The 21,790-nt window shown below is 70.8% G+C and carries 15 protein-coding genes and 1 tRNA gene; 4 read left to right on the top strand and 12 right to left on the bottom strand.

Annotated features, from left to right (window positions below; genetic code table 11):
- Together V7E46_RS28495 and polA are read right to left on the bottom strand one after the other, a co-directional pair.
- Positions 1-899, bottom strand: an 899-nt coding sequence (locus V7E46_RS28495) for a lytic transglycosylase domain-containing protein (protein ID WP_333771097.1), incomplete at its 3' end; no start/stop codon positions are given.
- A gap of 353 nt (positions 900-1,252) precedes the next feature.
- The gene (gene polA, locus V7E46_RS28490) at positions 1,253-3,967 is read right to left on the bottom strand and encodes a DNA polymerase I (RefSeq protein ID WP_333771095.1); all 2,715 of its coding nucleotides are present in this window, start codon (positions 3,965-3,967) and stop codon (positions 1,253-1,255) included.
- A gap of 116 nt (positions 3,968-4,083) precedes the next feature.
- Between polA and V7E46_RS28485 the strand changes: the two genes are divergently transcribed.
- Together V7E46_RS28485 and V7E46_RS28480 are read left to right on the top strand one after the other, a co-directional pair.
- Positions 4,084-6,399, top strand: a complete 2,316-nt coding sequence (locus tag V7E46_RS28485) for an FdhF/YdeP family oxidoreductase (protein WP_333771094.1) — start codon at positions 4,084-4,086, stop codon at positions 6,397-6,399.
- A 56-nt stretch (positions 6,400-6,455) separates the two neighbouring features.
- Positions 6,456-6,929: a PaaI family thioesterase gene (locus V7E46_RS28480; protein WP_329179887.1), complete on the top strand. Its 474-nt coding sequence runs from the start codon at positions 6,456-6,458 to the stop codon at positions 6,927-6,929.
- Positions 6,930-6,934: 5 nt separating this feature from the next.
- On the opposite strand, the gene V7E46_RS28475 is transcribed toward V7E46_RS28480, so the two are convergent.
- Positions 6,935-7,717, bottom strand: coding sequence for a helix-turn-helix domain-containing protein (locus V7E46_RS28475; RefSeq protein WP_333771093.1), 783 nt, complete (start codon positions 7,715-7,717; stop codon positions 6,935-6,937).
- 109 nt (positions 7,718-7,826) lie between these two features.
- A tRNA-Leu gene (locus V7E46_RS28470) sits at positions 7,827-7,910 on the bottom strand.
- 202 nt (positions 7,911-8,112) lie between these two features.
- On the opposite strand from V7E46_RS28470, the gene V7E46_RS28465 reads away from it, so the two are divergent.
- Positions 8,113-8,688: an ANTAR domain-containing response regulator gene (locus V7E46_RS28465; protein WP_333771100.1), complete on the top strand. Its 576-nt coding sequence runs from the start codon at positions 8,113-8,115 to the stop codon at positions 8,686-8,688.
- A 178-nt stretch (positions 8,689-8,866) separates the two neighbouring features.
- Here the strand turns inward: V7E46_RS28465 and V7E46_RS28460 are convergent, their stop codons facing one another.
- The 6 genes from V7E46_RS28460 to pyk all read right to left on the bottom strand — a co-directional run bounded on the left by V7E46_RS28460 (position 8,867) and on the right by pyk (position 16,630).
- Positions 8,867-9,583 carry an ABC transporter ATP-binding protein gene (locus tag V7E46_RS28460; protein WP_329179883.1) on the bottom strand — a complete coding sequence of 239 codons (717 nt, stop codon included), beginning with the start codon at positions 9,581-9,583 and terminating at the stop codon, positions 8,867-8,869.
- Complete coding sequence (locus tag V7E46_RS28455; protein ID WP_329179881.1) at positions 9,580-10,443, bottom strand: ABC transporter ATP-binding protein; 864 nt, start codon at positions 10,441-10,443, stop codon at positions 9,580-9,582. Before V7E46_RS28455 ends, V7E46_RS28460 begins: the two co-directional genes overlap by 4 nt.
- Before the next feature lie 8 nt (positions 10,444-10,451).
- Positions 10,452-12,332, bottom strand: coding sequence for a branched-chain amino acid ABC transporter permease (locus tag V7E46_RS28450; RefSeq protein WP_443054376.1), 1,881 nt, complete (start codon positions 12,330-12,332; stop codon positions 10,452-10,454).
- Between the two features lie 5 nt (positions 12,333-12,337).
- Positions 12,338-13,267, bottom strand: a complete 930-nt coding sequence (locus tag V7E46_RS28445; protein ID WP_329179879.1) for a branched-chain amino acid ABC transporter permease — start codon at positions 13,265-13,267, stop codon at positions 12,338-12,340.
- Between the two features lie 143 nt (positions 13,268-13,410).
- Positions 13,411-14,676 carry a branched-chain amino acid ABC transporter substrate-binding protein gene (locus V7E46_RS28440; RefSeq protein ID WP_329179878.1) on the bottom strand — a complete coding sequence of 422 codons (1,266 nt, stop codon included), beginning with the start codon at positions 14,674-14,676 and terminating at the stop codon, positions 13,411-13,413.
- Between the two features lie 517 nt (positions 14,677-15,193).
- Positions 15,194-16,630: a pyruvate kinase gene (gene pyk / locus V7E46_RS28435; protein ID WP_333771090.1), complete on the bottom strand. Its 1,437-nt coding sequence runs from the start codon at positions 16,628-16,630 to the stop codon at positions 15,194-15,196.
- A 259-nt stretch (positions 16,631-16,889) separates the two neighbouring features.
- Here pyk and V7E46_RS28430 point away from each other — a divergent pair, with 259 nt between their 5' ends.
- On the top strand, positions 16,890-18,716 hold the full coding sequence (locus tag V7E46_RS28430; protein WP_333771089.1) for a bifunctional metallophosphatase/5'-nucleotidase: 1,827 nt from the start codon (positions 16,890-16,892) through the stop codon (positions 18,714-18,716).
- Here V7E46_RS28430 and V7E46_RS28425 read toward each other — a convergent pair.
- Both V7E46_RS28425 and V7E46_RS28420 read right to left on the bottom strand, forming a co-directional pair.
- The gene (locus V7E46_RS28425) at positions 18,685-20,133 is read right to left on the bottom strand and encodes a lysine N(6)-hydroxylase/L-ornithine N(5)-oxygenase family protein (RefSeq protein ID WP_333771088.1); all 1,449 of its coding nucleotides are present in this window, start codon (positions 20,131-20,133) and stop codon (positions 18,685-18,687) included. The genes V7E46_RS28430 and V7E46_RS28425 overlap by 32 nt on opposite strands.
- Before the next feature lie 40 nt (positions 20,134-20,173).
- Positions 20,174-21,568 carry a pyridoxal phosphate-dependent decarboxylase family protein gene (locus V7E46_RS28420; protein ID WP_333771098.1) on the bottom strand — a complete coding sequence of 465 codons (1,395 nt, stop codon included), beginning with the start codon at positions 21,566-21,568 and terminating at the stop codon, positions 20,174-20,176.
- Positions 21,569-21,790: the final 222 nt, after the last annotated feature.

Genomic DNA, 21,790 nt, shown 5'->3' with positions numbered 1-21,790 from the left:
GGAGTGGGGCTGCTGCCGGGCGGGGTGGGCGGCGCGGACGGGGTGCCGGTCGGCGAGACGGGGGCGCCGGGAGTGCCGGGGCGGTCGGGCACCGACACGGCGCCGCCCTGCATGAAGTGGCCGTACCAGGACCTGACCAGGTCGAGGTAGGCCTGCGAGTGGTTGTAGCCGAGGATCGCCCGGTCCATCTGCTGCGGTACGGCCAGGTCACGGCCGTCGGCGCACAGGTAGTGGGCGGCGGCGAGCGCGGCGTCGTAGACGTTGTCGGGGTCGGCGGTCCCGTCGCCGTTGCCGTCGGCGCCCCAGCGCTCCCACGTCGAGGGGATGAACTGCATCGGCCCGACCGCCCGGTCGTGCACCGCGTCACCGTCGTATCGGCCGCCGTCGGTGTCGCTGATGTTCGCGAAGCCGACGCCGTTGAGGACCGGGCCGAGTATCGGACGGTACGTGGTGCCGTCGGCGTCGACCGCGCCACCGCGTGCCTGCCCCGACTCCACCTGCCCGATGGCGGCCAGCAGTTGCCACGGCAGGTGGCAGCCCGGGTCGCTCTGGGCGACCGACGCCTCGGCGCGCTGGTACGCGGCGAGCACGGTGGCCGGCAGTCCCGCGCTGCCGCTCGGCACGCTCACCGAGGAGCCGCCGGGAGTGGCGGTCGGCGTCACGAGCGGCGGGCCGGTCGGGGTGTTCAGCGGGGGCAGGTCCGTGACGTACGGCGAGCCGCCGTCGATCGCGGTGCCCGGCGGCGGCGTCAGCGCCGCGGCGTCCTGCTGCTGGGCCGCGTGGGCGACCGGGAGGAAGCCCGGTGCCTGCGAGGCGCTGAGCGCCGCCATCGCCGCGGCGGCGACCGCCGTACCCGCCGCTCCCCTGCGAAGCCTCCGGCCATAACGCCGCGCTGCCATAGGGCGGTCCCTCCCGGGTGCGAGAACGCGCCGTTCCCGGCGCCACAACTCGACCGACCCTACGGCAACTTGCATCACGTGACCACCGCATCGACGTGCTCAAATTGTGCGCAAACGGGCGCCGTTCGCTTGTCACCGCGCAGCGTTCTCCCGCCGGCCATCCGCGGGTCGCCGGGCCGTCGGCGCACACCGCCCGTACGGCCGGTCGTGCCGTACGGGCGGTCGTGCCGTACGGGCGGTCGTGCCGTACGGGCGGTGCGCGGCGCCCGTACGGCACGACCGGTGCGCCCCCGACCGGCCACGACGCGGCGGACCGGCCATCACAGGCGGTCAGGCCCGGCCGTCGCGGGCGGTCAGTGCGCGGCCGTCTCCCAGTCCGCGCCGTCGCCCACCGACACGTCCAGCGGCGCCCGCAGCGGATACGCCCCGGCCATCTCGCGGCGCACCAGCTCCTCGACCTTCTTCCGCTCGCCGGGGGCCACTTCGAGCACGATCTCGTCGTGCACCTGGAGCAGCATCCGGGACGCCAGCTGCTCCCTGGCCAGCGCCTCGTCCACCCGCAGCATCGCGATCTTCACGATGTCCGCGGCCGAACCCTGGATCGGCGCGTTCAGCGCCATCCGCTCCGCCGTCTCCCGGCGCTGCCGGTTGTCGCTGTTGAGGTCCGGCAGATAGCGGCGGCGGCCGAGCAGCGTCTCCGTATAACCGGTGCTGCGGGCCTCCTCGACCACCCGGTGCAGATAGTCCCGCACCCCGCCGAAGCGCTCGAAGTACGTCTCCATCAGCGCCCGCGCCTCGGCCGCCTCGATACCGAGCTGCTGGGACAGGCCGAACGCCGACAGCCCGTACGCCAGGCCGTACGACATCGCCTTGATCTTGCGGCGCATCTCCGCGTCGACCGCGTCCCTGCCGACCCCGAAGACCTGCGAGCCGACGGTGGTGTGCAGGTCCTCGCCCGTGGTGAAGGCCGCGATCAGGCCCTCGTCCTCCGACAGGTGGGCCATCACCCGCAGCTCGATCTGGCTGTAGTCGGCGGTCAGCAGCGAGTCGTACCCCTCGCCGACGACGAAGCCGCGCCGGATCGCCCGGCCCTCGTCGGTGCGGACCGGCACGTTCTGCAGATTCGGGTCGGTGGACGACAGCCGCCCGGTCGCCGCCACGATCTGGCTGAACGTGGTGTGGATCCGCCCGTCCGGGGCGACCGTCTTGAGCAGGCCCTCCACGGTGACCCGCAGCTTGGCCTGCTCCCGGTGCCGCAGCATGATCACCGGCAGCTCGTGGTCGGTCTGCGCGGCCAGCCACGCCAGCGCGTCGGCGTCCGTCGTATAACCGGTCTTGGTCTTCTTGGTCTTGGGCAGCCCCAGCTCGCCGAACAGCACCTCCTGGAGCTGCTTGGGCGAGCCCAGGTTGAACTCGTGCCCGACCGACGCGTGCGCCTCACCCACCGCGTGCTGCACCGCGGCGGCGAACTGCTGCTCAAGTCCCTCCAGATGGGCGCGGTCCGCAGCGATCCCGGCCCGCTCCATCCGGGCCAGCAGCGCCGACGTCGGCAGCTCCACGTCGTGCAGCAGCCCGGCCGCGCCGACCTCGGGGAGCCGCTCGCCGAAGACCTCGCCGAGGTCCAGCACCGTACGCGCCTGCACCATCAGCGCCCCGGCCGCCGCCGCGCCCTCGTCCTCGCTCTCCTCGCCGAACGCCAGCTGCCCGCTGCCGGAGTCCACCGGCGCCAGCTCACGGCCCAGATACTCCACCGACAGCACATCGAGCGCGAACGAGCGGCGACCCGGCTTGATCAGATACGCCGCCAGCGCGGTGTCCATCGACACCCCGGCGACCGTCCAGCCGTGCTCGGCGAAGACCCGCGCGACATTCTTCGCGTTGTGCAGCACCTTGGGGCGCTCCGGGTCGGCGAGCCAGCCCGCGAAGGCCCGCTCGTCGGTCTCGTCCAGCTGCGCCGGGTCGAACCAGGCCGCGTCGTCGGCCGTCGCCAGCGCGATCTGGGTCACGCTCCCCGCGCCCAGCGCCCAGGTGTCCACACTGGCCAGGCCGACCGGCACCGCGCTGTGCGCGGCCAGCCAGTCCGGCATGTCGCCGGCCGCCAGCACCGTGCCCTCGACGGCGACGCCCTCGGCGACCTCCGGCTCGTCCTGCTCGGCGCCGGGGTCGGCGGCGAACAGCCGCTCGCGGAAGTTGGAGTTGCGGAACTCCAGTACGTCCAGGACGCCGACCAGCGTCTCCCGCTCGTACGGCACCCGCTCCAGGCCCTCGGGAGTCAGCGGCAGATCCACGTCCCGCACCAGCTCGGTCAGCCGCCGGTTGAGCTTGACCGCGTCCAGATGGGCCCGCAGATTCTCGCCGACCTTGCCCTTGACCTCGCCGGCCCGCTCGACCAGCTCCGCGAACGACCCGAACTGGGTGATCCACTTGGCCGCCGTCTTCTCCCCCACCCCGGGAATGCCGGGCAGGTTGTCCGACGGGTCGCCGCGCAGCGCCGCGAAGTCCGGATACTGCCGCGGGGTCAGCCCGTACTTCTCCTCGACCTTCGCCGGGGTGTAGCGGGTCAGCTCCGAGACGCCCTTCGTCGGATACAGCACCGTGACGTGGTCGCTGACCAGCTGGAACGAATCCCGGTCGCCGCTGACGATCAGCACGTCGTACCCCAGCGCCTCGGCCTGGGTGGCCAGCGTGGCGATGATGTCGTCCGCCTCGTACCCGTCGACCGCGAAGCGGTTCACCCCCATCGCGTCCAGCAGCTCGCCGATCAGCTCCACCTGACTGCGGAACTCGTCGGGCGTCTTGGACCGCGTCGCCTTGTACTCCGGATACTCGTCGAACCGCCACGTCTTGCGCGAGACGTCGAAAGCGACCGCCAGATGCGTCGGCTGCTCGTCACGCAGAGTGTTCGACAGCATGGACGTGAAGCCGTAGATCGCGTTCGTCGGCTGGCCCGTGGCGGTGCTGAAATTCTCCACGGGCAGCGCGTAGAACGCCCGGTACGCCAGCGAATGCCCGTCCAGCAGCATCAGGCGGGGGCGGTCGGTCGTCGTCTTCGATGCGTTCTTTGCCACGTACGGATCCTCCCACGCACCACCGACATTCTTTCTGCCGCCGCTTCGCCTCCGGGCGCCGAGGTGCCGGGCAGCACAGGCACACCCGAGGCGTAAAACGGTGGGAGTATCGGGGGATGGCCAAGAAGCCGCCCGTAGGGGACCCCGTACAGGACGCACCGCGAGTCACCGCGCCGAAGCAGGCTGCCGCCGGGCTGCCCGCGATCGGGCACACCATGAAGATCGCCGGCGCGCAGATGGGGGCCAGACGGGCGGCGCTGACGCTGCGCAAGGTCAACCAGAAGAGCGGTTTCGACTGCCCCGGGTGCGCGTGGCCCGAGCCGGAGCACCGCCACACCTTCGAGTTCTGCGAGAACGGCGCCAAGGCCGTCGCCGAGGAGGCGACACTGCGCCGGGTCACCCCTGACTTCTTCGCCGAGCACCCTGTCGCCGACCTCGCACACCGCAGCGGCTACTGGCTCGGGCAGCAGGGCCGGATCACCCAGCCGATGTATCTCGCCGAGGGCGCCGAACGCTACGAGGCGGTGCCCTGGGAGCGCGCCTTCGAGCTGATCGCCGACGAACTGCACGCGCTGGACTCCCCCGACGAGGCCGTCTTCTACACCTCGGGCCGCACCAGCAACGAGGCCGCCTTCCTCTTCCAGCTGTTCGCCCGGGAGTTCGGTACCAACAACCTGCCCGACTGCTCCAACATGTGCCACGAGTCCTCGGGATCAGCGCTGACCGAGACACTCGGCGTCGGCAAGGGCAGCGTGCTGCTCGACGACCTCCACCGCGCCGGACTGATCATCGTCGCCGGCCAGAACCCGGGCACCAACCACCCGCGGATGCTCTCCGCGCTGGAGAAGGCCAAGCGCGGCGGCGCCACGGTCGTCACCGTCAACCCGCTGCGGGAAGCAGGCACCGAACGCTTCCGCAACCCGCAGAACGCCGCGGGGCTCGCCGGCGGCGGCACCGTACTGACCGACCTGTTCCTGCCGGTCAGGCTCGGCGGCGACCAGGCGCTCTTCCGCGCGCTCGGCCGGCTGGTCATCGAGGCCGGGGCCCTGGACCGGGACTTCATCGCCGAGCACACCCACGGCTTCGGCGACTACGAGGCCGCGGCCCTGGCCACCGACTGGGACGAGGTGCTGCGCGCCACCGGGCTCGACCGGGCCGACATCGACAGGCTGCTCGCCCTCGTACTCGACGCGAAGAGCATCGTCGTGTGCTGGGCGATGGGCCTCACCCAGCACAAGCACGCCGTGCCCACCATCCGCGAGGTCGTCAACTTCCTGCTGCTGCGCGGCAACGTCGGCCGCCCCGGCGCCGGGGTGTGCCCGGTGCGCGGCCACAGCAACGTGCAGGGCGACCGCACCATGGGCATCTTCGAACGGCCGGGCGCGGCCTTCCTCGACGCCCTGCGCAAGGAATTCGGCTTCGAGCCGCCCCGCGAGCACGGCCTCGACGTCGTCCGGGCGATCCGCGCCCTGCGCGACGGCGACGCCAAGGTCTTCTTCGCCATGGGCGGCAACTTCGTGGCCGCCTCCCCCGACACCGCCGTCACCGAGGCCGCCATGCGCCGGGCCGGGCTCACCGTCCACGTGTCCACCAAGCTGAACCGCTCGCACGTGGTCACCGGCGCCCGCGCGCTGATCCTGCCGACCCTCGGCAGGACCGAGAAGGACCGGCAGGCCGGCGGTGAGCAGTTCGTCACCGTCGAGGACTCGATGGGCATGGTGCACGCCTCCCACGGCAGCCTGCCGCCCGCCTCCCCGCACCTGCTGTCCGAGCCGGCCATCGTCTCCCGGCTGGCCCGGGCCGTCTTCGGCGACGACAGCGGTGTGCCGTGGGCGGACTTCGAGACGGATTACGACCTGATCAGGGACCGGATCTCGCGCGTCGTGCCCGGCTTCGACGACTTCAACACCAAGGTGCGCCACCCGGGCGGCTTCACCCTGCCGCACGCCCCGCGCGACTCGCGCACCTTCCCCACCGCCACGGGCAAGGCCAACTTCACCGCCGCGCCGGTCGAATACCCCCGCGTGCCGGAAGGCCGGCTGCTGCTCCAGACGCTGCGGTCGCACGACCAGTACAACACCACCGTCTACGGCCTCGACGACCGCTACCGCGGCATCAAGGGCGGCCGTCGTGTCGTCCTGGTGCACCCCGACGACGCGGCGGCGGCCGGGCTGCGCGACGGCGACCACGCCGACCTGGTCAGCGAGTGGACCGACGGCAGGGAACGCCGCGCCGACGGCTTCCGGGTCGTGCACTACCCGACCCCGCGCGGCTGCGCCGCGGCCTACTACCCCGAGACGAACGTCCTCATACCGCTCGACCACACCGCCGACACCAGCAACACACCCGCCTCGAAGTCCGTCGTCATCCGGCTCGAACAGCCGGACCCCGCACGCGCCGCCGACCCGGCCGGTGGGGTAGAAAGCCGGTAGAAAGCTGTCCGGTACACCGGACACCGCAGCGACCGAGGCCGATCGGAGCCGACCGTATGGGCGAGCAGACCACCACCCACTTCCCGCAGGAGATCCTGGAGCAGTACGCCGGGCTCGGCATCGACCTCCAGGCGCTCTTCTCCGCCGGGCACCTCGGTGAACGGATGGGCATCCGGATCCTGGAGGCGTCCCCCGAGAAGGTGGTCGGCACCATGCCCGTCGAGGGCAACACCCAGCCGTACGGCCTGCTGCACGGCGGCGCCTCGGCCGTGCTCGCCGAGACCCTCGGCTCGGTCGGCGCGATGCTGCACGGCGGCCCCGGCAAGCTCGCGGTCGGCGTCGACCTCAACGCGACGCACCACCGCGGTATGCGCTCCGGCGTCGTCACCGGCACCGCCACCCCGGTCCACCGGGGCCGCTCGTCGGCCACCTACGACGTCGTGATCACCGATGACGCCTCCGGCAAGCGCGTCTGCACCGCCCGCCTCACCTGCATGCTCCGCCCCGCCGCCCGCGCGGCGACCGCCTGACACGGTCAGTGCTTCGGGCCGACGTGCAGGTCCATGAGCGCGACGGAGGCGCGCCGGGCGACGGACACGTTGTACGGCCGCCCGGCGCGGCGGGTGACCTTCCACTGGACGCCGACGAGGTCGAGGGCGCCGGAGAAGAGGGTCAGGATGTCCTCGGACTTGTTCGTGAAGAAATACCGCGGGTATTCGTACCGCCGCAGTTCGCCGCCCCGCCACTGCTCCGTCCAGTTCGTGAACCGGCAGCCGTCCGAGTGGACCAGGCCCCTGATGAACTCCCACGGGTGCGCCTCGACGATCCGCTGCTGCCAGGGGGCCAGTACGATCCGGCGCTCGTGCTTCCGGCCGGGGCCGTGCTGCGGGAAGAGACACCACAGGTGCTTGGAGTACACCTTCACGTTGTGGCAGCCCCTGGACCGGACGCGGCACGTGCTGTGCTGCGGGAAGACCGCGCGCATCGCGTCCTCGGCCGCGTCCATGAGGCCGGGCCAGCCGTCGTCGCAGGTGATCATCAGGCTCGGCACGCGGTGCTTGGCGTACTGGATGATGTGGCCGTCGCCGAGGTAGAGGCCGAGGAGATAGCTGTACGCCACGAGGTCGAGCTCGGCGCCGCCGCACACATAGCAGACCGTCGGGGGCCTGCCGGGGCATTCCCCGCGCCGTGCCCGGTCGAGGTGGAGCCAGTAGCCGACGGTGCCGGCGGGGACGCGGAGGCGGCGGCCCGCCTCGGCGTTGGAGATCCCCGAGCGGACAAGGGCGACCGCCTGATGACGGATCTTGGGGTCGTGCATGGTCCGAGCGTGCCGCGTGCGGGGCGCCCGCGACACGGAATCGCACGCACGTTCACCCGGTGCAGTGATCTTTGGAAAGAGATCTTTCGTCACGACTGCTGAGATCGAGTACCGGGTATGGGATTCGAACCCACATGTCCTTGCGGACAGAAGCTTTTGAGGCTTCCGCGTCAACCTGTTGCGCCAACCCGGCTGGGGTACGGGGATCAGCGTACCGCGTAGCTGTGCATGGCCGCAGCTAGGTAGGCTCTAGGAGCAGCACCCCGCCTGAAACGAGGAGCACCGTGAGCGCCCCCGATGAGTCCGCCGCTCAGCGCGACGAGCAGTCCGACACCCAGTCCGATGAGTCGTCCGCAGGGCAGGGCGGGCAGGCCGAGCAGTCGCACGTACCTCCGCTGACCACCCGGGTCGTCATCGCCGAGGACGAGGCGCTGATCCGGCTGGACCTGAAGGAGATGCTGGAGGAGGAGGGCTACTCCGTCGTCGGCGAGGCCGGGGACGGCGAGACGGCGGTGAAGCTCGCCGAGGAGCACCGGCCCGACCTGGTGATCCTGGATGTGAAGATGCCGGTGCTCGACGGCATCTCGGCGGCCGAGCGCATCGCGGGCGAGAAGCTGGCGCCGGTGCTGATGCTGACCGCGTTCTCGCAGCGGGAGCTGGTCGAACGGGCCAGGGACGCGGGCGCGATGGCGTATCTGGTGAAACCGTTCAGCAAGAGCGACCTGGTGCCGGCGATCGAGATGGCGGTGAGCCGTTTCCAGGAGCTGCGGGCGCTGGAGCTGGAGATCGCGGATCTGTCGCTGCGGCTGGAGACCCGCAAGCTGGTGGACCGGGCGAAGAGCGTGCTGCAGACGAAGTACGGGCTGACCGAGCCGGCCGCTTTCCGCTGGATCCAGAAGACGTCGATGGACCGGCGGATGTCGATGCAGGCGGTCGCGCAGGCCGTGATCGAAGAGGTCACCGACAACTAGCCGAAGACGTGGCGAGACGTACGGCGGAGGGGGGGGGGGGGGGGGGGGGGGGGGGGGGGGGGGGGGGGGGGGGGGGGGGGGGGGGGGGNCCCCCCCCCCCCCCCCCCCCCCCCCCCCCCCCCCCCCCCCCCCCCCCCCCCCCCCCCCGGCGCGCTCACGCGGCCGTGGAAGCGCGGGTTCAGTCCTCGCCGAGGTAGGTCTTGCGGACGCCCTCGTCGTGCAGCAGGTCCTGTCCGGTGCCGGAGAGCTTGATGGAGCCGACCTCCATCACATGGGCCTGGTCGGCGAGCGAGAGCGCGGCCTGGGCGTTCTGCTCGACGAGCAGGATGGTGGTGCCCTGCGCCTTGAGCTCGACGATGGTGGCCATGATCTTCTGCATCATGATCGGCGAGAGGCCCATCGAGGGTTCGTCGAGCATGAGCAGCTTCGGCTGGCACATCAGGGCGCGGCCCATGGCGAGCATCTGCTGTTCGCCGCCGGACAGGGTGCCGGCCGCCTGCTTGCGGCGTTCGCCGAGGATCGGGAACAGCTCGTAGGCGCGCTCGATGTCCTTGACGACCCCGGCGGGGTCCTTGCGCAGGTACGCGCCGAGCTGGAGGTTCTGCTCGATGGTGAGCCGGGGGAAGATGTGCCGGCCCTCGGGCGAGTGGGCGAGGCCGAGGGCGACGATCTTGTGCGGCGGGACCCTGGTCAGGTACCTGCCGTTGAAGACGATCTTGCCGCCGGTCGGCTTGAGCAGGCCGCTGAGGGTGCGCAGGGTGGTGGTCTTGCCGGCGCCGTTGGTGCCGATCAGGGTGACGACCTGGCCGGCCTCGACGGAGAAGGAGATGCCCTTGACGGCCTCGATCTTGCCGTACGAGACGCGCAGGTTCTCCACTTCGAGCAGTGCGGTCATCGGTCGTTCTCCTGCTCGCCGGTCGTCTTCGCCCCGTCGTCGGGCGCGCCTTCGAAGGGCTCGCCGAGGTAGGCGGCGATCACCCGTTCGTCCTGCTGTACGACCTCGGAGGTGCCTTCGACCAGCATTTCGCCCTGGACGAGGACGGCGACCCGGTCGCACAGGTTGAAGATGAAGCGCATGTCGTGCTCGATGACGAGGACGGCGATGCCCTGGTCGCGTACCGCGAAGACGAGGTCCTCGGTGGCCCGGGTCTCCTGCGGGTTCATGCCGGCGGTGGGTTCGTCGAGGAGCAGCAGGCCGGGCTCGCTGGCCAGTGCCCTGGCGATCTCCAGCTTGCGCTGTTCGCCGTAGGGCAGGTTGCGGGCGAGGTGGTCGGCCTTGGCGGCGAGCCCGGTGAATTCCAGCAGTTCCATCGCCCTGGCCCGGGAGCGGGCCTCGGCCCGGTGGTAGCCGGGGCCGCGGATGAGCGCGGACAGCAGTCCTTCTTTGGTGCGGGTGTGCCGTCCGACCAGTACGTTCTCCAGCACGGTCATGTTGGCGAACAGCCGGATGTTCTGGAAGGTGCGGGCGATGCCCGCCTTGGTGACCAGGTGCGGCTTGGGCGGCAGGACGGCGCCGCGGAAGCGGACGGTGCCCTCGGTGGGGACGTACAGGCCGGTGAGGCAGTTGAAGAAGGTGGTCTTGCCCGCGCCGTTGGGGCCGATCAGTCCGACGATCTCCCCGGTGTTGACGGTGAGGTCGACGTCGCGGACGGCGGTGAGGCCGCCGAACCGCATGATGACACCGCTGGCCTGGAGCAGCGGGCCGCTGTCGGGGGCCTGCTCCGGGGTGGGCTGGTGCGCAGTGGTGGTGGTCATGGTGTCCTTCACGCCCCTGCCGTGCCGACGGGGACGGTGTCGTCGCCGAGGGTGCGTTTGTCCGGCGTCGTGGATTCGTCCTCGTGGAATTCCAGCTGCCGGCGCCGGTTGGCGATGATGCCCTCGGGCCGCAGGCGCATGATCAGGACGAGGGCGATGCCGAAGGCGAAGAGTTCGTACCTGGCGAGGAAGTCGAGCTTCTCGGGGATCAGGTAGAGGAGTGCCGCGCCGAGGATCGGGCCGCTGACCGTACCCATGCCGCCGAGGACGACGGCGGCGAGCAGGAAGGCGGAGTTGGGCGGCACGGAGCCGGAGAAGACGTAGGGGTTGGGCACGACGCTGTTGGTGACGTGGGCGCTGACCGTTCCCGCGAGGCCGGCCAGGCAGGCGCCGAGGGCGAAGGCGGTGAGCTTGACGCGGAAGCCGTTGATGCCCATGGCGGTGGCGGCGGTCTCGTCCTCGCGGATGGCGATCCAGGAGCGGCCGATCCGGGAGTCGGCGGCCCGGGTGAAGACGACCACCACGATCACGGTGATGACGAGCATCAGCAGGTAGTAGTTGGCGAACCGGCCGAGGGTGAAGGACCCGACGGCGTGGGTGACGCCGAGGTTGTAGCCGAAGATCGACAGGTCGGGGATCTGCGCGATGCCGTCGGGGCCGTTGGTGATCTTGGGGCCGCTGACGCCGTCGAGGTTGTTGACGACGATGCGGAAGATCTCTCCGAAGCCGAGGGTGACGATCGCCAGGTAGTCGCCGCGCAGCCGCAGGGTGGGGGCGCCGATGAGGACGCCGAAGACCAGTGCGGCGGCGGCGCCGGTGAGGGCGGCGGCCCAGAACGGGAACTGCACGCCGGACCAGATCGAGTACTGGGAGCCGGAGACCAGGGCCGCGGTGTAGGCACCGACGCCGAGGAAGGCGACGTAGCCGAGGTCGAGCAGGCCGGTGAGGCCGACGACGATGTTCAGGCCGAGGGCGACGGTGCCGACGATGAGGATGCTGACGCCGAGGTTCGCCCAGTGCTCGTTGTTCTGGGCGAAGGGGTAGGCGATGGCGGCCAGGATGCCGACGCTGGAGGAGAAGACCCGGTTCTCGCGGGTGAGCTGCTGGAACTGCTGGAGCAGTCCTGCGGCGCCGAGGCCCCAGAAGCCGAAGGAGACGACGATCAGGTAGCCGAGGAAGATGTCGCTGTAGTCGGTGGCCAGGCCGAAGGTGAGGATCTTCAGGCCGGCGGCGAAGACGACGACGATGACCAGGCGCTGGAGCCAGATGTTGAGCCGGCGGGGATCGGAGACCTTGATGTCGCCGTGGTTGAAGCGCAGTTCGCGCAGCCAGCGGTAGCCGGCGACGGCGGGCCGGAGGGTGCCCAGCGAGCCGAGTTCGATGTATTCGGCGTCCTCCTCCTCGCGCGGGTGGCGGTCGATCGGCAGGGCGAGGGTGCCGATGAAGAGCGCGAGGCTGCCGACGGCGGCGACGAAGGCGCCGGGGTCGAGGTTGGCCAGGCCGCCGAGCTTGGCGGCGATGTCGATCACCGTGTACCAGGTGGTGCCGAGGGTGCCGAGGGCCAGCAGCAGCACCGAGTTGTACGAGCGGCTGGGGTTGAGCCAGGCCAGGCCCTTGACCTTGAAGGCGCCGAGCGCGATGACGCCGGTGAGGATGGCGCCGATCAGCGTCATGATCTGGAGGCCGCCGGGGTATCCGCTGACCGTGAGGTCACCGGGGAAGTCGGTGGTGTACGTCCAGGACATGAAGGTCGAGGCGATCGAGGCGACCACGCCGAGCAGGGTCAGCAGCCGGGCCGCGGCGAAGGGCAGCGGGATGTAGCTTTCGGTCCTGCGGGCGCCGGGGTCGGTGACGGTCATGGCGGCTGCGTTGGTGGACAGGTCGGTCATCGCGATCACGCCCTGTCCGCGACGCGCTCGCCCAGCAGGCCCTGGGGCCTGACCAGCAGGACGATGATGAGCAGGACGAAGGCCCAGACGTTGGCCCAGCTGCCGCCGCCGAGCTGTTCCATGCCGGGGATGTTGGAGATGTACGCGGAGGCGCAGGATTCGGCGACGCCGAGGACGAGGCCGCCGAGCATGGCGCCGTAGATGTTGCCGATGCCGCCGAGCACGGCGGCGGTGAAGGCCTTGAGGCCGGCCTGGAAGCCGATGTCGTACTTGATCTGGCCGTATTTGATGCCGGAGGCGAGTCCGGCGACGGCGGCGAAGAAGCCGCCGATGGCGAAGGCGATCACGATGATGCGGTTGGTGTCGATGCCCATGAGCTGCGCGGTGTCCGGGTCCTGCGCGGTGGCCTGCATGGCGCGGCCGGTGCGTGAGGTGCGGACGAAGGCGGCGAGTCCCGCCATGCAGACCACGGCGGCGACGACGAGGAAGATGTCGCCGCTCTGGATGTCGACGGAGCCGATGTGGAAGGGGCCGCCGGGCAGCTGCGGGAAGGTTTTTCCACTGGTGGCGTTCGGGTACCACAGGAAGACTGCCTGCTGGAGCGCGAGCGAGAGGCCGATGGCGGTGATCAGCGGTGCCAGCCGTGGCGCGCCCCGCAGCGGGCGGTACGCGAGCCTCTCCGCGCCGACGGCGATCAGCACGGACACGACCGCGCCGCCGGCCAGCATGAGGGGCAGGGCGGCCCAGATGGATATGCCGTCGGGGAGGTTCGTGTAGACCGCGAGGGCCCCGAAGGCGCCGGTCATGTAGATCTCGCCGTGGGCGAAGTTGATGAGCTGGACGATGCCGTACACCATCGTGTAGCCGATGGCGATGAGCCCGTACATCGAGCCGATGAACAGCCCGTTGGCCAGCTGTTGCGGCAGGGTGTGCACCGCATGGCCTCCATGTCGCTGAGAGCAGTGGGGAGCGGGGACGTGGTGTGCGGTGCCGCACCCCTGCGGGGGGACACGCGGGTTTCGGCGCCCGCGCGGCCGGAGGTGTCCGGCCGCGCGGCGCCGGGGTGCTGCGGGTGGGGTCAGCCGGTGTAGGTGCCGGACTTGACGGCGACCCACTTGCCGGACTTGACCTGGTAGACGGTCAGCTGCTTGTTGGTGGTGTCACCGAACTCGTCGAACGACACGTGGCCGGCGACGCCGTCGAAGTCGGTCTTCTGGACGGCGTCGACGACGGCCTTGCGGGCGTCGGGGATGGCCGGCAGCTTGCCGCCGTTGGCGTCCGCGACGACCTTGACGGCCTTGATGATCGCGGTGGTGGCGTCGTAGGAGTAACCGCCGTAGGTGCCGTAGTCGCCCGGGTACTTCTTGGCCTTGTAGGCGGCGATGAAGTCGGTGGCGGTCTGCAGCGTGGTGACGGGGACGCCGACCGAGGTGACCAGGTCGCCTTCCGCGGCGGGGCCCGCGGTGGTGATGTAGGTGTCGGAGTACATGCCGTCGCCGCCCATCAGCGGGATCTTGACGCCGGCCGCCTTGAGCTGCTTGGTGATCTGCTCGGACTCGTCGTACTGGCCGCCGTAGTAGACCATGTCGGCGTGCGAGTTCTTGATCTTGGTGACGAGGGTGGAGTAGTCGGTGTCACCGGTGTTGACGTGGTCGGTGCCGGCGATCTTGCCGCCCAGGCTGGTGAACTTCGTCTTGAAGATGCCGGCCAGGCCCGCGCCGTAGGTCTGCTTGTCGTCGACCACGAAGGCGTTGGTCTTCTTGATGGTGTTGAAGGCGTAGTCGCCGGCGAAGCCGCCCTGGTTGGCGTCGGTGGTGGCGGTACGGAAGTAGGTCGGGAACGGCCGGACCTTCTTGCCGGTCGCCCAGTCCTTGCCCTGGGTCAGGGCCGGGTTGGTGTTGGCGGGCGAGATCTCCACCATGTTGGCGTTGGCGAACACCTGCTGCATCGACTGGGCGACGCCGGAGTTCAGCGGGCCGACCGCGGCGATGACGGTGTTGTCCGAGGTGAAGGCGGTGGCGTTCTGCTGGCCGGTGGCCGGCTGCGCCTTGTCGTCCTTCGCCTGGATCTTGAAGGTGACGCCGGGCACGAGGTTCTTGGAGTTGGCGTCGTCGACGGCTATCTGGGCGCCGTACTGCAGTCCGAGGCCGGTGGCCGAGTTCGCGCCGGTCAGGGGTGCGTCGACGCCGATCACCACGGTGACGTTGTTCTTGGCACCCGAGGTGCTGCCTGAGCCGCCGGTGCTGCTGCCCTTGTCGTCGTCGCTGCGCGAGCCGCAAGCAGTGAGAGTAAGGGCTCCTGTGGTGAGTACGGTGGTCAGAATCAGCAAGGAACGGTGTCGCACGGTCAGTCCTTTCCCCTGGCACGGCCGTCTCTGATGAGAGGCCGAGTCGCGCGCTGGAACCCGAACTGACAAATCCGGTGGCGCGGTGACTGGCCGTGACTCTAGGCCCGGTTCGTGGGGTCAGGCAGAGGTGCGGGGAAGAGTGTGACTGTCTTGTTATGCCAATCGGAAGCTTTTGAGCTTCTATTGAGGTTGAGCAGGGCTTTTGAGTACATTGCTCCCCTGTCCGGATGCTGAGAACCCGCACTTCCGGTGCCGCATGGCCGACTTGTCGCCGGTCAGCGCCCGGTCCGGCCCGAAAGCGCCCGCGGGACGCCCGATCGGGCAGGGTGGATTATTCACGGGTGCCCCGGGCAGGGACCGGCGGGGCGCCGGGCCGGTTTCCTTATTGCGGGCGTGTTACGCAGCGTTAATTGCGATCGAATCGCAATGGGAAGTACCGCGAAAGACAGGGCCCCCGACGCCGGTTGCCGCCGGGGGCCCTGCGAATGTCAGGAGCAATATGCCGTATGAGGTATTACGACTTCGGTGAGTCGTCCTCGCCGATGTGGTGGACCCGGACCATATTGGTGGTGCCGGGCATCCCGGGCGGCGAGCCGGCGGTGATGACGACGACGTCGCCCTTCTTGCAGCGGCCGATCCGCAGCAGTTCCTCGTCCACCTGCTGGACCATCTCGTCGGTGGTCTGCACCACCGGGCCGAGGAAGGCCTCCACTCCCCAGGTCAGGTTCAGCTGGGAGCGGGTGGCCGGCTCGGGAGTGAAGGCCAGCACCGGGATCGGCGAGCGGTAGCGGGACAGCCGGCGGACCGTGTCGCCGGACTGGGTGAAGGCGACCAGGAAGCGGGCGCCGAGGAAGTCGCCCATCTCGGCGGCGGCCCGGGCGACGGCGCCGCCCTGGGTGCGCGGTTTGTTCTGGTCGGTGAGCGGCGGCAGCCCCGCGGTCAGCATGTCCTCCTCGGCGGCGGCCACGATCCGCGACATGGTCTTGACCGTCTCGATCGGGTACTTGCCGACGCTGGTCTCGCCCGACAGCATCACCGCGTCGGTGCCGTCCATCACCGCGTTGGCCACGTCGCTGGCCTCGGCGCGGGTGGGGCGGGAGTTGTCGATCATCGATTCGAGCATCTGGGTGGCGACGATGACCGGCTTGGCGTTGCGCTTGGCGAGCTTGACGGCCCGCTTCTGCACCAGCGGGACGGCCTCCAGCGGCATCTCGACGCCGAGATCGCCGCGGGCGACCATGATGCCGTCGAAGGCGTCCACGATCTCCTCGAGGTTGTCGACCGCCTGCGGCTTCTCGATCTTGGCGATCACCGGGACCCTGCGGTCCTCCTCGGCCATGATCCGCAGCACGTCCTCGACGTCCCGCCCGGAGCGCACGAAGGACAGCGCGATGAGGTCGGCGCCGGCCCGCAGGCCCCAGCGCAGGTCGCGGATGTCCTTGTCGGACAGCGCGGGCACCGACACCGCGACGCCCGGCAGGTTCAGGCCCTTGTTGTCGGAGATCATGCCGCCCTCGATGCACATGGTGTGCACCCGCGGCCCCTCCACGTCGGTGACCTCCAGGGTGACCCGGCCGTCGTCGACCAGGATCCGCTCGCCGCGTGCCACGTCCGCGGGCAGGCCCTTGTACGTGGTGCCGCAGATCTGCTGGTCGCCCTCGATGTCGTCGGCGGTGATGGTGAACTCGTCACCGCGTTCAAGGAGTACAGGTCCGTCGGCGAAACGCCCGAGCCTGATCTTCGGGCCCTGAAGGTCGACCAGGACGCCCACGCTGCGGCCGGTCTCGTCCGACGCCTTGCGTACCCGTCGGTACCGGTCCTCGTGCTCGGCGTAGCTTCCGTGGCTCAGGTTCAGGCGTGCCACGTCCATGCCGGCCTCGACCAATGCCTTGATCTGGTCGTAGGAGTCGGTGGCGGGACCCAGGGTGCAGACAATTTTCGCTCGGCGCATGTGTCGAGCGTATGACTTACTCGTTGGTAGTCAGGACCACTGAAGGCAACTGACCAACAACGTCTGGATTAACGGTTGTTGACAAGTATCGAAGTGTGCATGGCCCCGCTCGGATGAGCACCGGCGTCACGCTCGGTGGCGGCGCCGCGAGGATCGGCGGGGGATGTTAACCCGAAGGGTCTGTTGCGCGGGCACCTGCCTGGTCCAGAATCTACGCGCGTTGTTCGCTCGACAAGCCCGTGACCGTCAAGGAGACGAGATGCCGCTCAACCGCAGGGACTTCATCAACCGCTCGGCCGCCACCGGCGCCGGTGTGGCGCTGGCGGGCACCGCGGGCGCGGTCGCCGCGGCCGGCCCGGCGCAGGCCTCCGAGCAGGGCCGCGGCCACGGCCACCCGTCCACGACGTTCAGCCTGCGGGTACTGGGCACCACCGACCTGCACGGGCACGCCCTGAACTGGGACTACTTCACCAACGCCGAGTACGACGACGCCACCCACAACGACGTCGGCCTGGCCAAGGTCGCCACCCTGGTCGAGCAGGCCCGCGCCGAGAAGGGCCACGACCGTACGCTGCTGATCGACGCGGGCGACATCATCCAGGGCACCCAGCTGTCGTACTACTACGCGCGGGTGGAGCCGATCAGCGGCGCCCGGCGCGGCCCGCAGCACCCGATGGCGCTGGCCATGAACCACATGAAGTACGACGCGGCGGCCCTGGGCAACCACGAGTTCAACTACGGCATCCCGCTGCTGCGCGCCTTCCAGGACCAGTGCGACTTCCCGCTGCTGGCCGCCAACGCGGTGGACGCCACCACCCTCAAACCCGCCTTCCCGCCCTACCTGGTCAAGGAGATCAAGGTGCGCGGCGGCCGGCCGGTCAAGGTCGGCATCCTCGGCCTGACCAACCCCGGCATCGCGGTGTGGGACAAGGCCAATGTGCAGGGCAGGATGGCCTTCCCCGGCCTGGTGGAGCAGGCGAAGATCTACGTGCCCAAGCTCCGCGCGCTGGGCTGCGACGTGGTCATCTGCACCGACCACTCCGGCCTGGACGGCAGCACCTCCTACGGCGACGCCGTGCCCTACCCGGAGAACGCCTCCTCGCTGGTCGCCGCCCAGGTGCCCGGCATCGACGCGATACTGGTCGGCCACACCCACGTGGAGCGCCCGCAGACCCTGGTCGTCAACGAGCAGACCGGCAGGACCGTGGTGCTGTCCGAGCCGCTGATGTGGGGCATGCGCCTGTCGGTCTTCGACATCGACCTGGCCTTCGAGCGCGGTCGCTGGCACGTCACCTCGGTCACCGCCGAGGTGCGCAACGCCAACACCGTCGCCGAGGACCCGCACGTGGCCGAGCTGGTGCGCGGCGAGCACGAGAAGGTCGTGGACTACGTCAACCAGGTGGTCGGCACCTGTACGGCCGCGATGTCGGCGGCGGAGTCCACGTACAAGGACACCCCGATCATCGACTTCCTGAACCTGGTGCAGGCCGACACCGTGAAGGCCGCGCTGGCCGGCACCGCGTACGCCGCGCTGCCGGTGCTGTCCGAGGCCTCGCCCTTCTCGCGGACCGCGGCGATCCCGGCCGGGCAGGTCTCGCTGCGCGACGTGGCGGGCCTGTACGTCTACGAGAACACCCTGGACGCCAAGATCCTCACCGGCGCCCAGGTCAAGGACTACCTGGAGTGGTCGGCGGCGTACTACGTGCAGACCGCGCCGGGCGCGCCGGTCGACGTCACGAAGATCACCAACGCCAACAACACCCCCGACTACAGCTACGACGTGCTCAGCGGGGTGTCGTACGACATCGACATCGCGCAGCCGGTCGGTTCGCGGATCGTGAACCTCACCGCGGGCGGCGCCCCCGTCGACCCGGCCGCGCAGTTCGTGCTCGCGGTGAACAACTACCGCTCCAGCGGCGGCAGCAACTACCCGCACGTGGCGGCGGCCCAGTCGGTGTGGTCGAACTCCGACGAGATCCGCAACACGATCATCGCCTGGGTGCAGGCGCACGGCACGATCGACCCGTCGTCCTTCGGCACCGACCAGTGGCGGCTCACCCGCGCCGGAGTCCCGCTGTTCGCGTAGGGGTGTCACAGGCGGCGGCGCCGTCGAGACCGAAGGTCGTGAAGGCTGTCCTGGCCGGCAGCGGATAGTGCTCCGCGCCGGTCAGCAGCCCCGTCAGGTCGTTCAGGACGACCGCGGACCGCCAGGCGGCGAGGCCCAGGTCCGGGGCGCCGACGCCGTGGGTGTGGCGTTCGGCGTTCTGGACGTAGATCCGGCCGGTGATCCGCCGGTCCAGCTCCAGCCGGTGCCGGGCGTCGATCCGCGGCCGGCCCGCGGCGTCCCGCAGCAGATACGGGTGCAGCGGGCCGAGCAGCTGGTCGAGCGGACGCTCGCGGTAGCCGGTGGCCAGCACCACGGCACTGGTCACCATCCGGGTCCGGGTGCCCTGGTCGGCGTGCTCCAGGTGCAGTTCGACGCCGGTGCTGCCGATCCGGCCCGCGGTGCGCACGGTGACGCCGGGGGTCAGCACCGCGTCGGGCCAGCCGCCGTCCAGGGTGCGGCGGTACAGCTCGTCGTGGATGGCGGTGATGGTCTCGGTGTCGATGCCCTTGTGCAGCTGCCACTGCTCCGGCACCAGCCGGTCGCGCACCGGCTCGGGCAGGCCGTGGAAGTAGCGGGTGTAGTCGGGCGTGAAGTGCTCCAGGCCCAGCCGGCTGTACTCCATCGGCGCGAAGGCCGGGGTGCGCGCCAGCCAGGTGATCGCCTCCCGGCCCGCGGGGCGGGAGCGCAGCAGGTCGAGGAAGACCTCCGCGCCGGACTGCCCCGAGCCGATCACGGTGATGTGCTCGGCGGCCAGCAGCCGGTCCCGCTGCGGCAGGTAGTCCGCGGAGTGCACCACGGGCACGGTCGGCGCCTCGGCGAGCGGTCGCAGCGGCTCCGGTACGTAGGGCGCCGTGCCGACGCCCAGCACCAGGTGCCTGGCGTACGTACGCCCCAGGGCCTCGGCCTCGCCCTGCGCGTCGAGCCGGGTGTGGTCGACCTCGAAGCGGCCGCGCCCGGCGTCCCAGCGGACGGTGTCCACCTGCTGCCCGAAGTGGGTGCTGGGCAGCGCCCCGGCGACCCAGCGGCAGTAGGCGTCGTATTCGGCCCGGTGCACATGGAGGCGCTCGGCGAAGTAGAACGGGAAGAGCCGCTCGCGGGTCTTGAGGAAGTTCAGGAACGACCAGCGGCTGGCCGGGTCGGCGAGGGTCACCAGGTCGGCGAGGAAGGGCACCTGCAAGGTGGCGCCGTCGATCAGCAGCCCCGGGTGCCAGTGGAAGTCCTGCCGCTGGTCGTAGAAGGCCGCGTTCAGGCCGGGTACGGCGTCGGCGAGGGCGGCCAGCGACAGGTTGAACGGGCCGATGCCGACGCCCAGCAGGTCGAACGGCTCCTGGTCCTGGCGCGGTGCGGCTTCCGGGTCCGGTTCTGGTTCCTGTTCCGGTGCGGTCGGGGCGTTCATCGGTGCTGAACCTTCCTTCGGGGATACGGCGCCTGGCGGCTCACGGCGCCGCCCGGGTCTGCCTGGCCCGCGCGTCGGTCACCAGGCGGAGCAGGGCGTCGAGGTCCTGCGGGCGGATGTGCGGGTTGAGCACGGTCGCCTTGAGCCACAGCCGGCCGTCCGCCGCCGCCCGCCCGAGCACCGCCCGGCCCTCGTACATCAGCTCCCGCCGCAGCGCCGCCACCTGCTCGTCGTCGGTGTCCTTGGGGCGGAAGAGGACGGTGCTGATCACGGGCCGCCCGCGCAGGTCGAGCGCCGGGTGCCGGTCGACCGCGTCGGCGAGCTGGTGCGCGTGCGCGCAGACGGCGTCCACCAGGGCGCCGAGGCCCTCGCGGCCCAGCGCCCGCAGGGTGACGGCGATCTTCAGCACATCGGGGCGGCGGGTGGTGCGCAGCGACCTGCCCAGCAGATCGGGCAGCCCCGCCTCGGTGTCGTCGGCGGCGTTGAGGTAGTCCGCCTGGTGGCCCAGCGGTCGCAGCGCGGCGCCGTCGGGTACGGCCAGCAGGCCCGCCGCGACCGGCTGCCAGCCGAGTTTGTGCAGGTCGAGGGTGACGGACACGGCGGACTGCAGCCCGTCGAGCTTGCCGGACTCGTGTCGGCTGAACAGCAGTGTGCCGCCGTAGGCCGCGTCCACGTGCAGCTCGGCGCCGTGCCGGGCGGCGGCCTGCGCGAGCTGCGGCAGCGGGTCGATCGCGCCGGTGTCGGTGGTGCCCGCGGTCGCCACGAGCAGGGCACGGCCGGGCAGTTCGTCGAGGGCGGCGTCCACGTCGGCCGGGTCGAGGACACCGGCGGGGGTCCGTACGACGACCGGGCTCGGCAGGCCGAGCAGCCAGGCGGCGCGCTGCACACTGTGGTGGGCGTTCGCCCCGCACACCACCTGCACGCGCGGCCCGCCGGCCGCCCGCTCCCGCGCCAGCAGCAGCGCCAGCTGGTTGGACTCCGTGCCGCCGGTCGTCATCAGCGCGTCGGGGGCCGGCAGGTCCGGGTAGACCACCGCGGCCAGCGCCGCCGCGACCCGCGTCTCGATCTCGGTGGCGGCCGGGGCCTGGTCCCAGGAGTCCAGCGACGGATTCAGCGCGGCCGCGGCTAATTCCGCTGCCGCGGACAGGGCGAGGGGCGGGCAGTGCAGGTGGGCGGCGCAGTGCGGGTCCGCCGGGTCGGCGGCGCCCCGCGCCACTTCCCGCACGAGGGTGTGCAGGGCTTCGTGGGCGCCGGTTCCGTCGGCCGGCAGGGGCCGGCCCAGGGCGCCGGCCACGCGCCTGGCGGTCTCGTTCGGGCCGCCCGCGGGCAGCGGGCCGCCGCGGGCGGCTGCGCCCTGCTCCAGAGCGGCCAGCACTGTTTCGACCAGGGGGCGCAGTTCGGCCGGGCCGTGGCGCCCGCCCGCCAGGCCGGGCATCTCGTTCAACCGTCCTCCACCACCGTTCTCTTCTCCCCCAGCACAACGATTCACCCCGCGTGGCGGTACGCCCCTTTTCCCCCGGGCCACGCCGGCGAGCGCTTCGCTTGTGCGCGCAGGGGGTTGTTGCCGCTTCCGGCGGCGCCTCGCCTTCCGCGCCGTCGTGGTCGCGCGCGCAGTTCCCCGCGCCCCCACGGGGGGGGTGGCCTCTGTGGTGGAGGG

The organism is Streptomyces sp. IBSBF 2435 (assembly GCF_036815005.1).
In the GTDB taxonomy this organism is placed as follows: domain Bacteria; phylum Actinomycetota; class Actinomycetes; order Streptomycetales; family Streptomycetaceae; genus Actinacidiphila.
Note: the sequence above shows the minus strand (reverse complement) of the source record. Positions and strands in the feature narration are given on the sequence as shown.

Coding starts and splice junctions, on each gene's coding strand:
- V7E46_RS28485 (WP_333771094.1), top strand. CDS start 4,084: ATGGCCAAGAAGCCGCCCGTAGGGGACCCCGTACAGGACGCACCGCGA.
- V7E46_RS28480 (WP_329179887.1), top strand. CDS start 6,456: ATGGGCGAGCAGACCACCACCCACTTCCCGCAGGAGATCCTGGAGCAG.
- V7E46_RS28475 (WP_333771093.1), bottom strand. CDS start 7,717: ATGCACGACCCCAAGATCCGTCATCAGGCGGTCGCCCTTGTCCGCTCG.
- V7E46_RS28460 (WP_329179883.1), bottom strand. CDS start 9,583: ATGACCGCACTGCTCGAAGTGGAGAACCTGCGCGTCTCGTACGGCAAG.
- V7E46_RS28455 (WP_329179881.1), bottom strand. CDS start 10,443: ATGACCACCACCACTGCGCACCAGCCCACCCCGGAGCAGGCCCCCGAC.
- V7E46_RS28450 (WP_443054376.1), bottom strand. CDS start 12,332: ATGACCGACCTGTCCACCAACGCAGCCGCCATGACCGTCACCGACCCC.
- pyk (WP_333771090.1), bottom strand. CDS start 16,630: ATGCGCCGAGCGAAAATTGTCTGCACCCTGGGTCCCGCCACCGACTCC.
- V7E46_RS28430 (WP_333771089.1), top strand. CDS start 16,890: ATGCCGCTCAACCGCAGGGACTTCATCAACCGCTCGGCCGCCACCGGC.
- V7E46_RS28425 (WP_333771088.1), bottom strand. CDS start 20,133: ATGAACGCCCCGACCGCACCGGAACAGGAACCAGAACCGGACCCGGAA.
- V7E46_RS28420 (WP_333771098.1), bottom strand. CDS start 21,568: ATGCCCGGCCTGGCGGGCGGGCGCCACGGCCCGGCCGAACTGCGCCCC.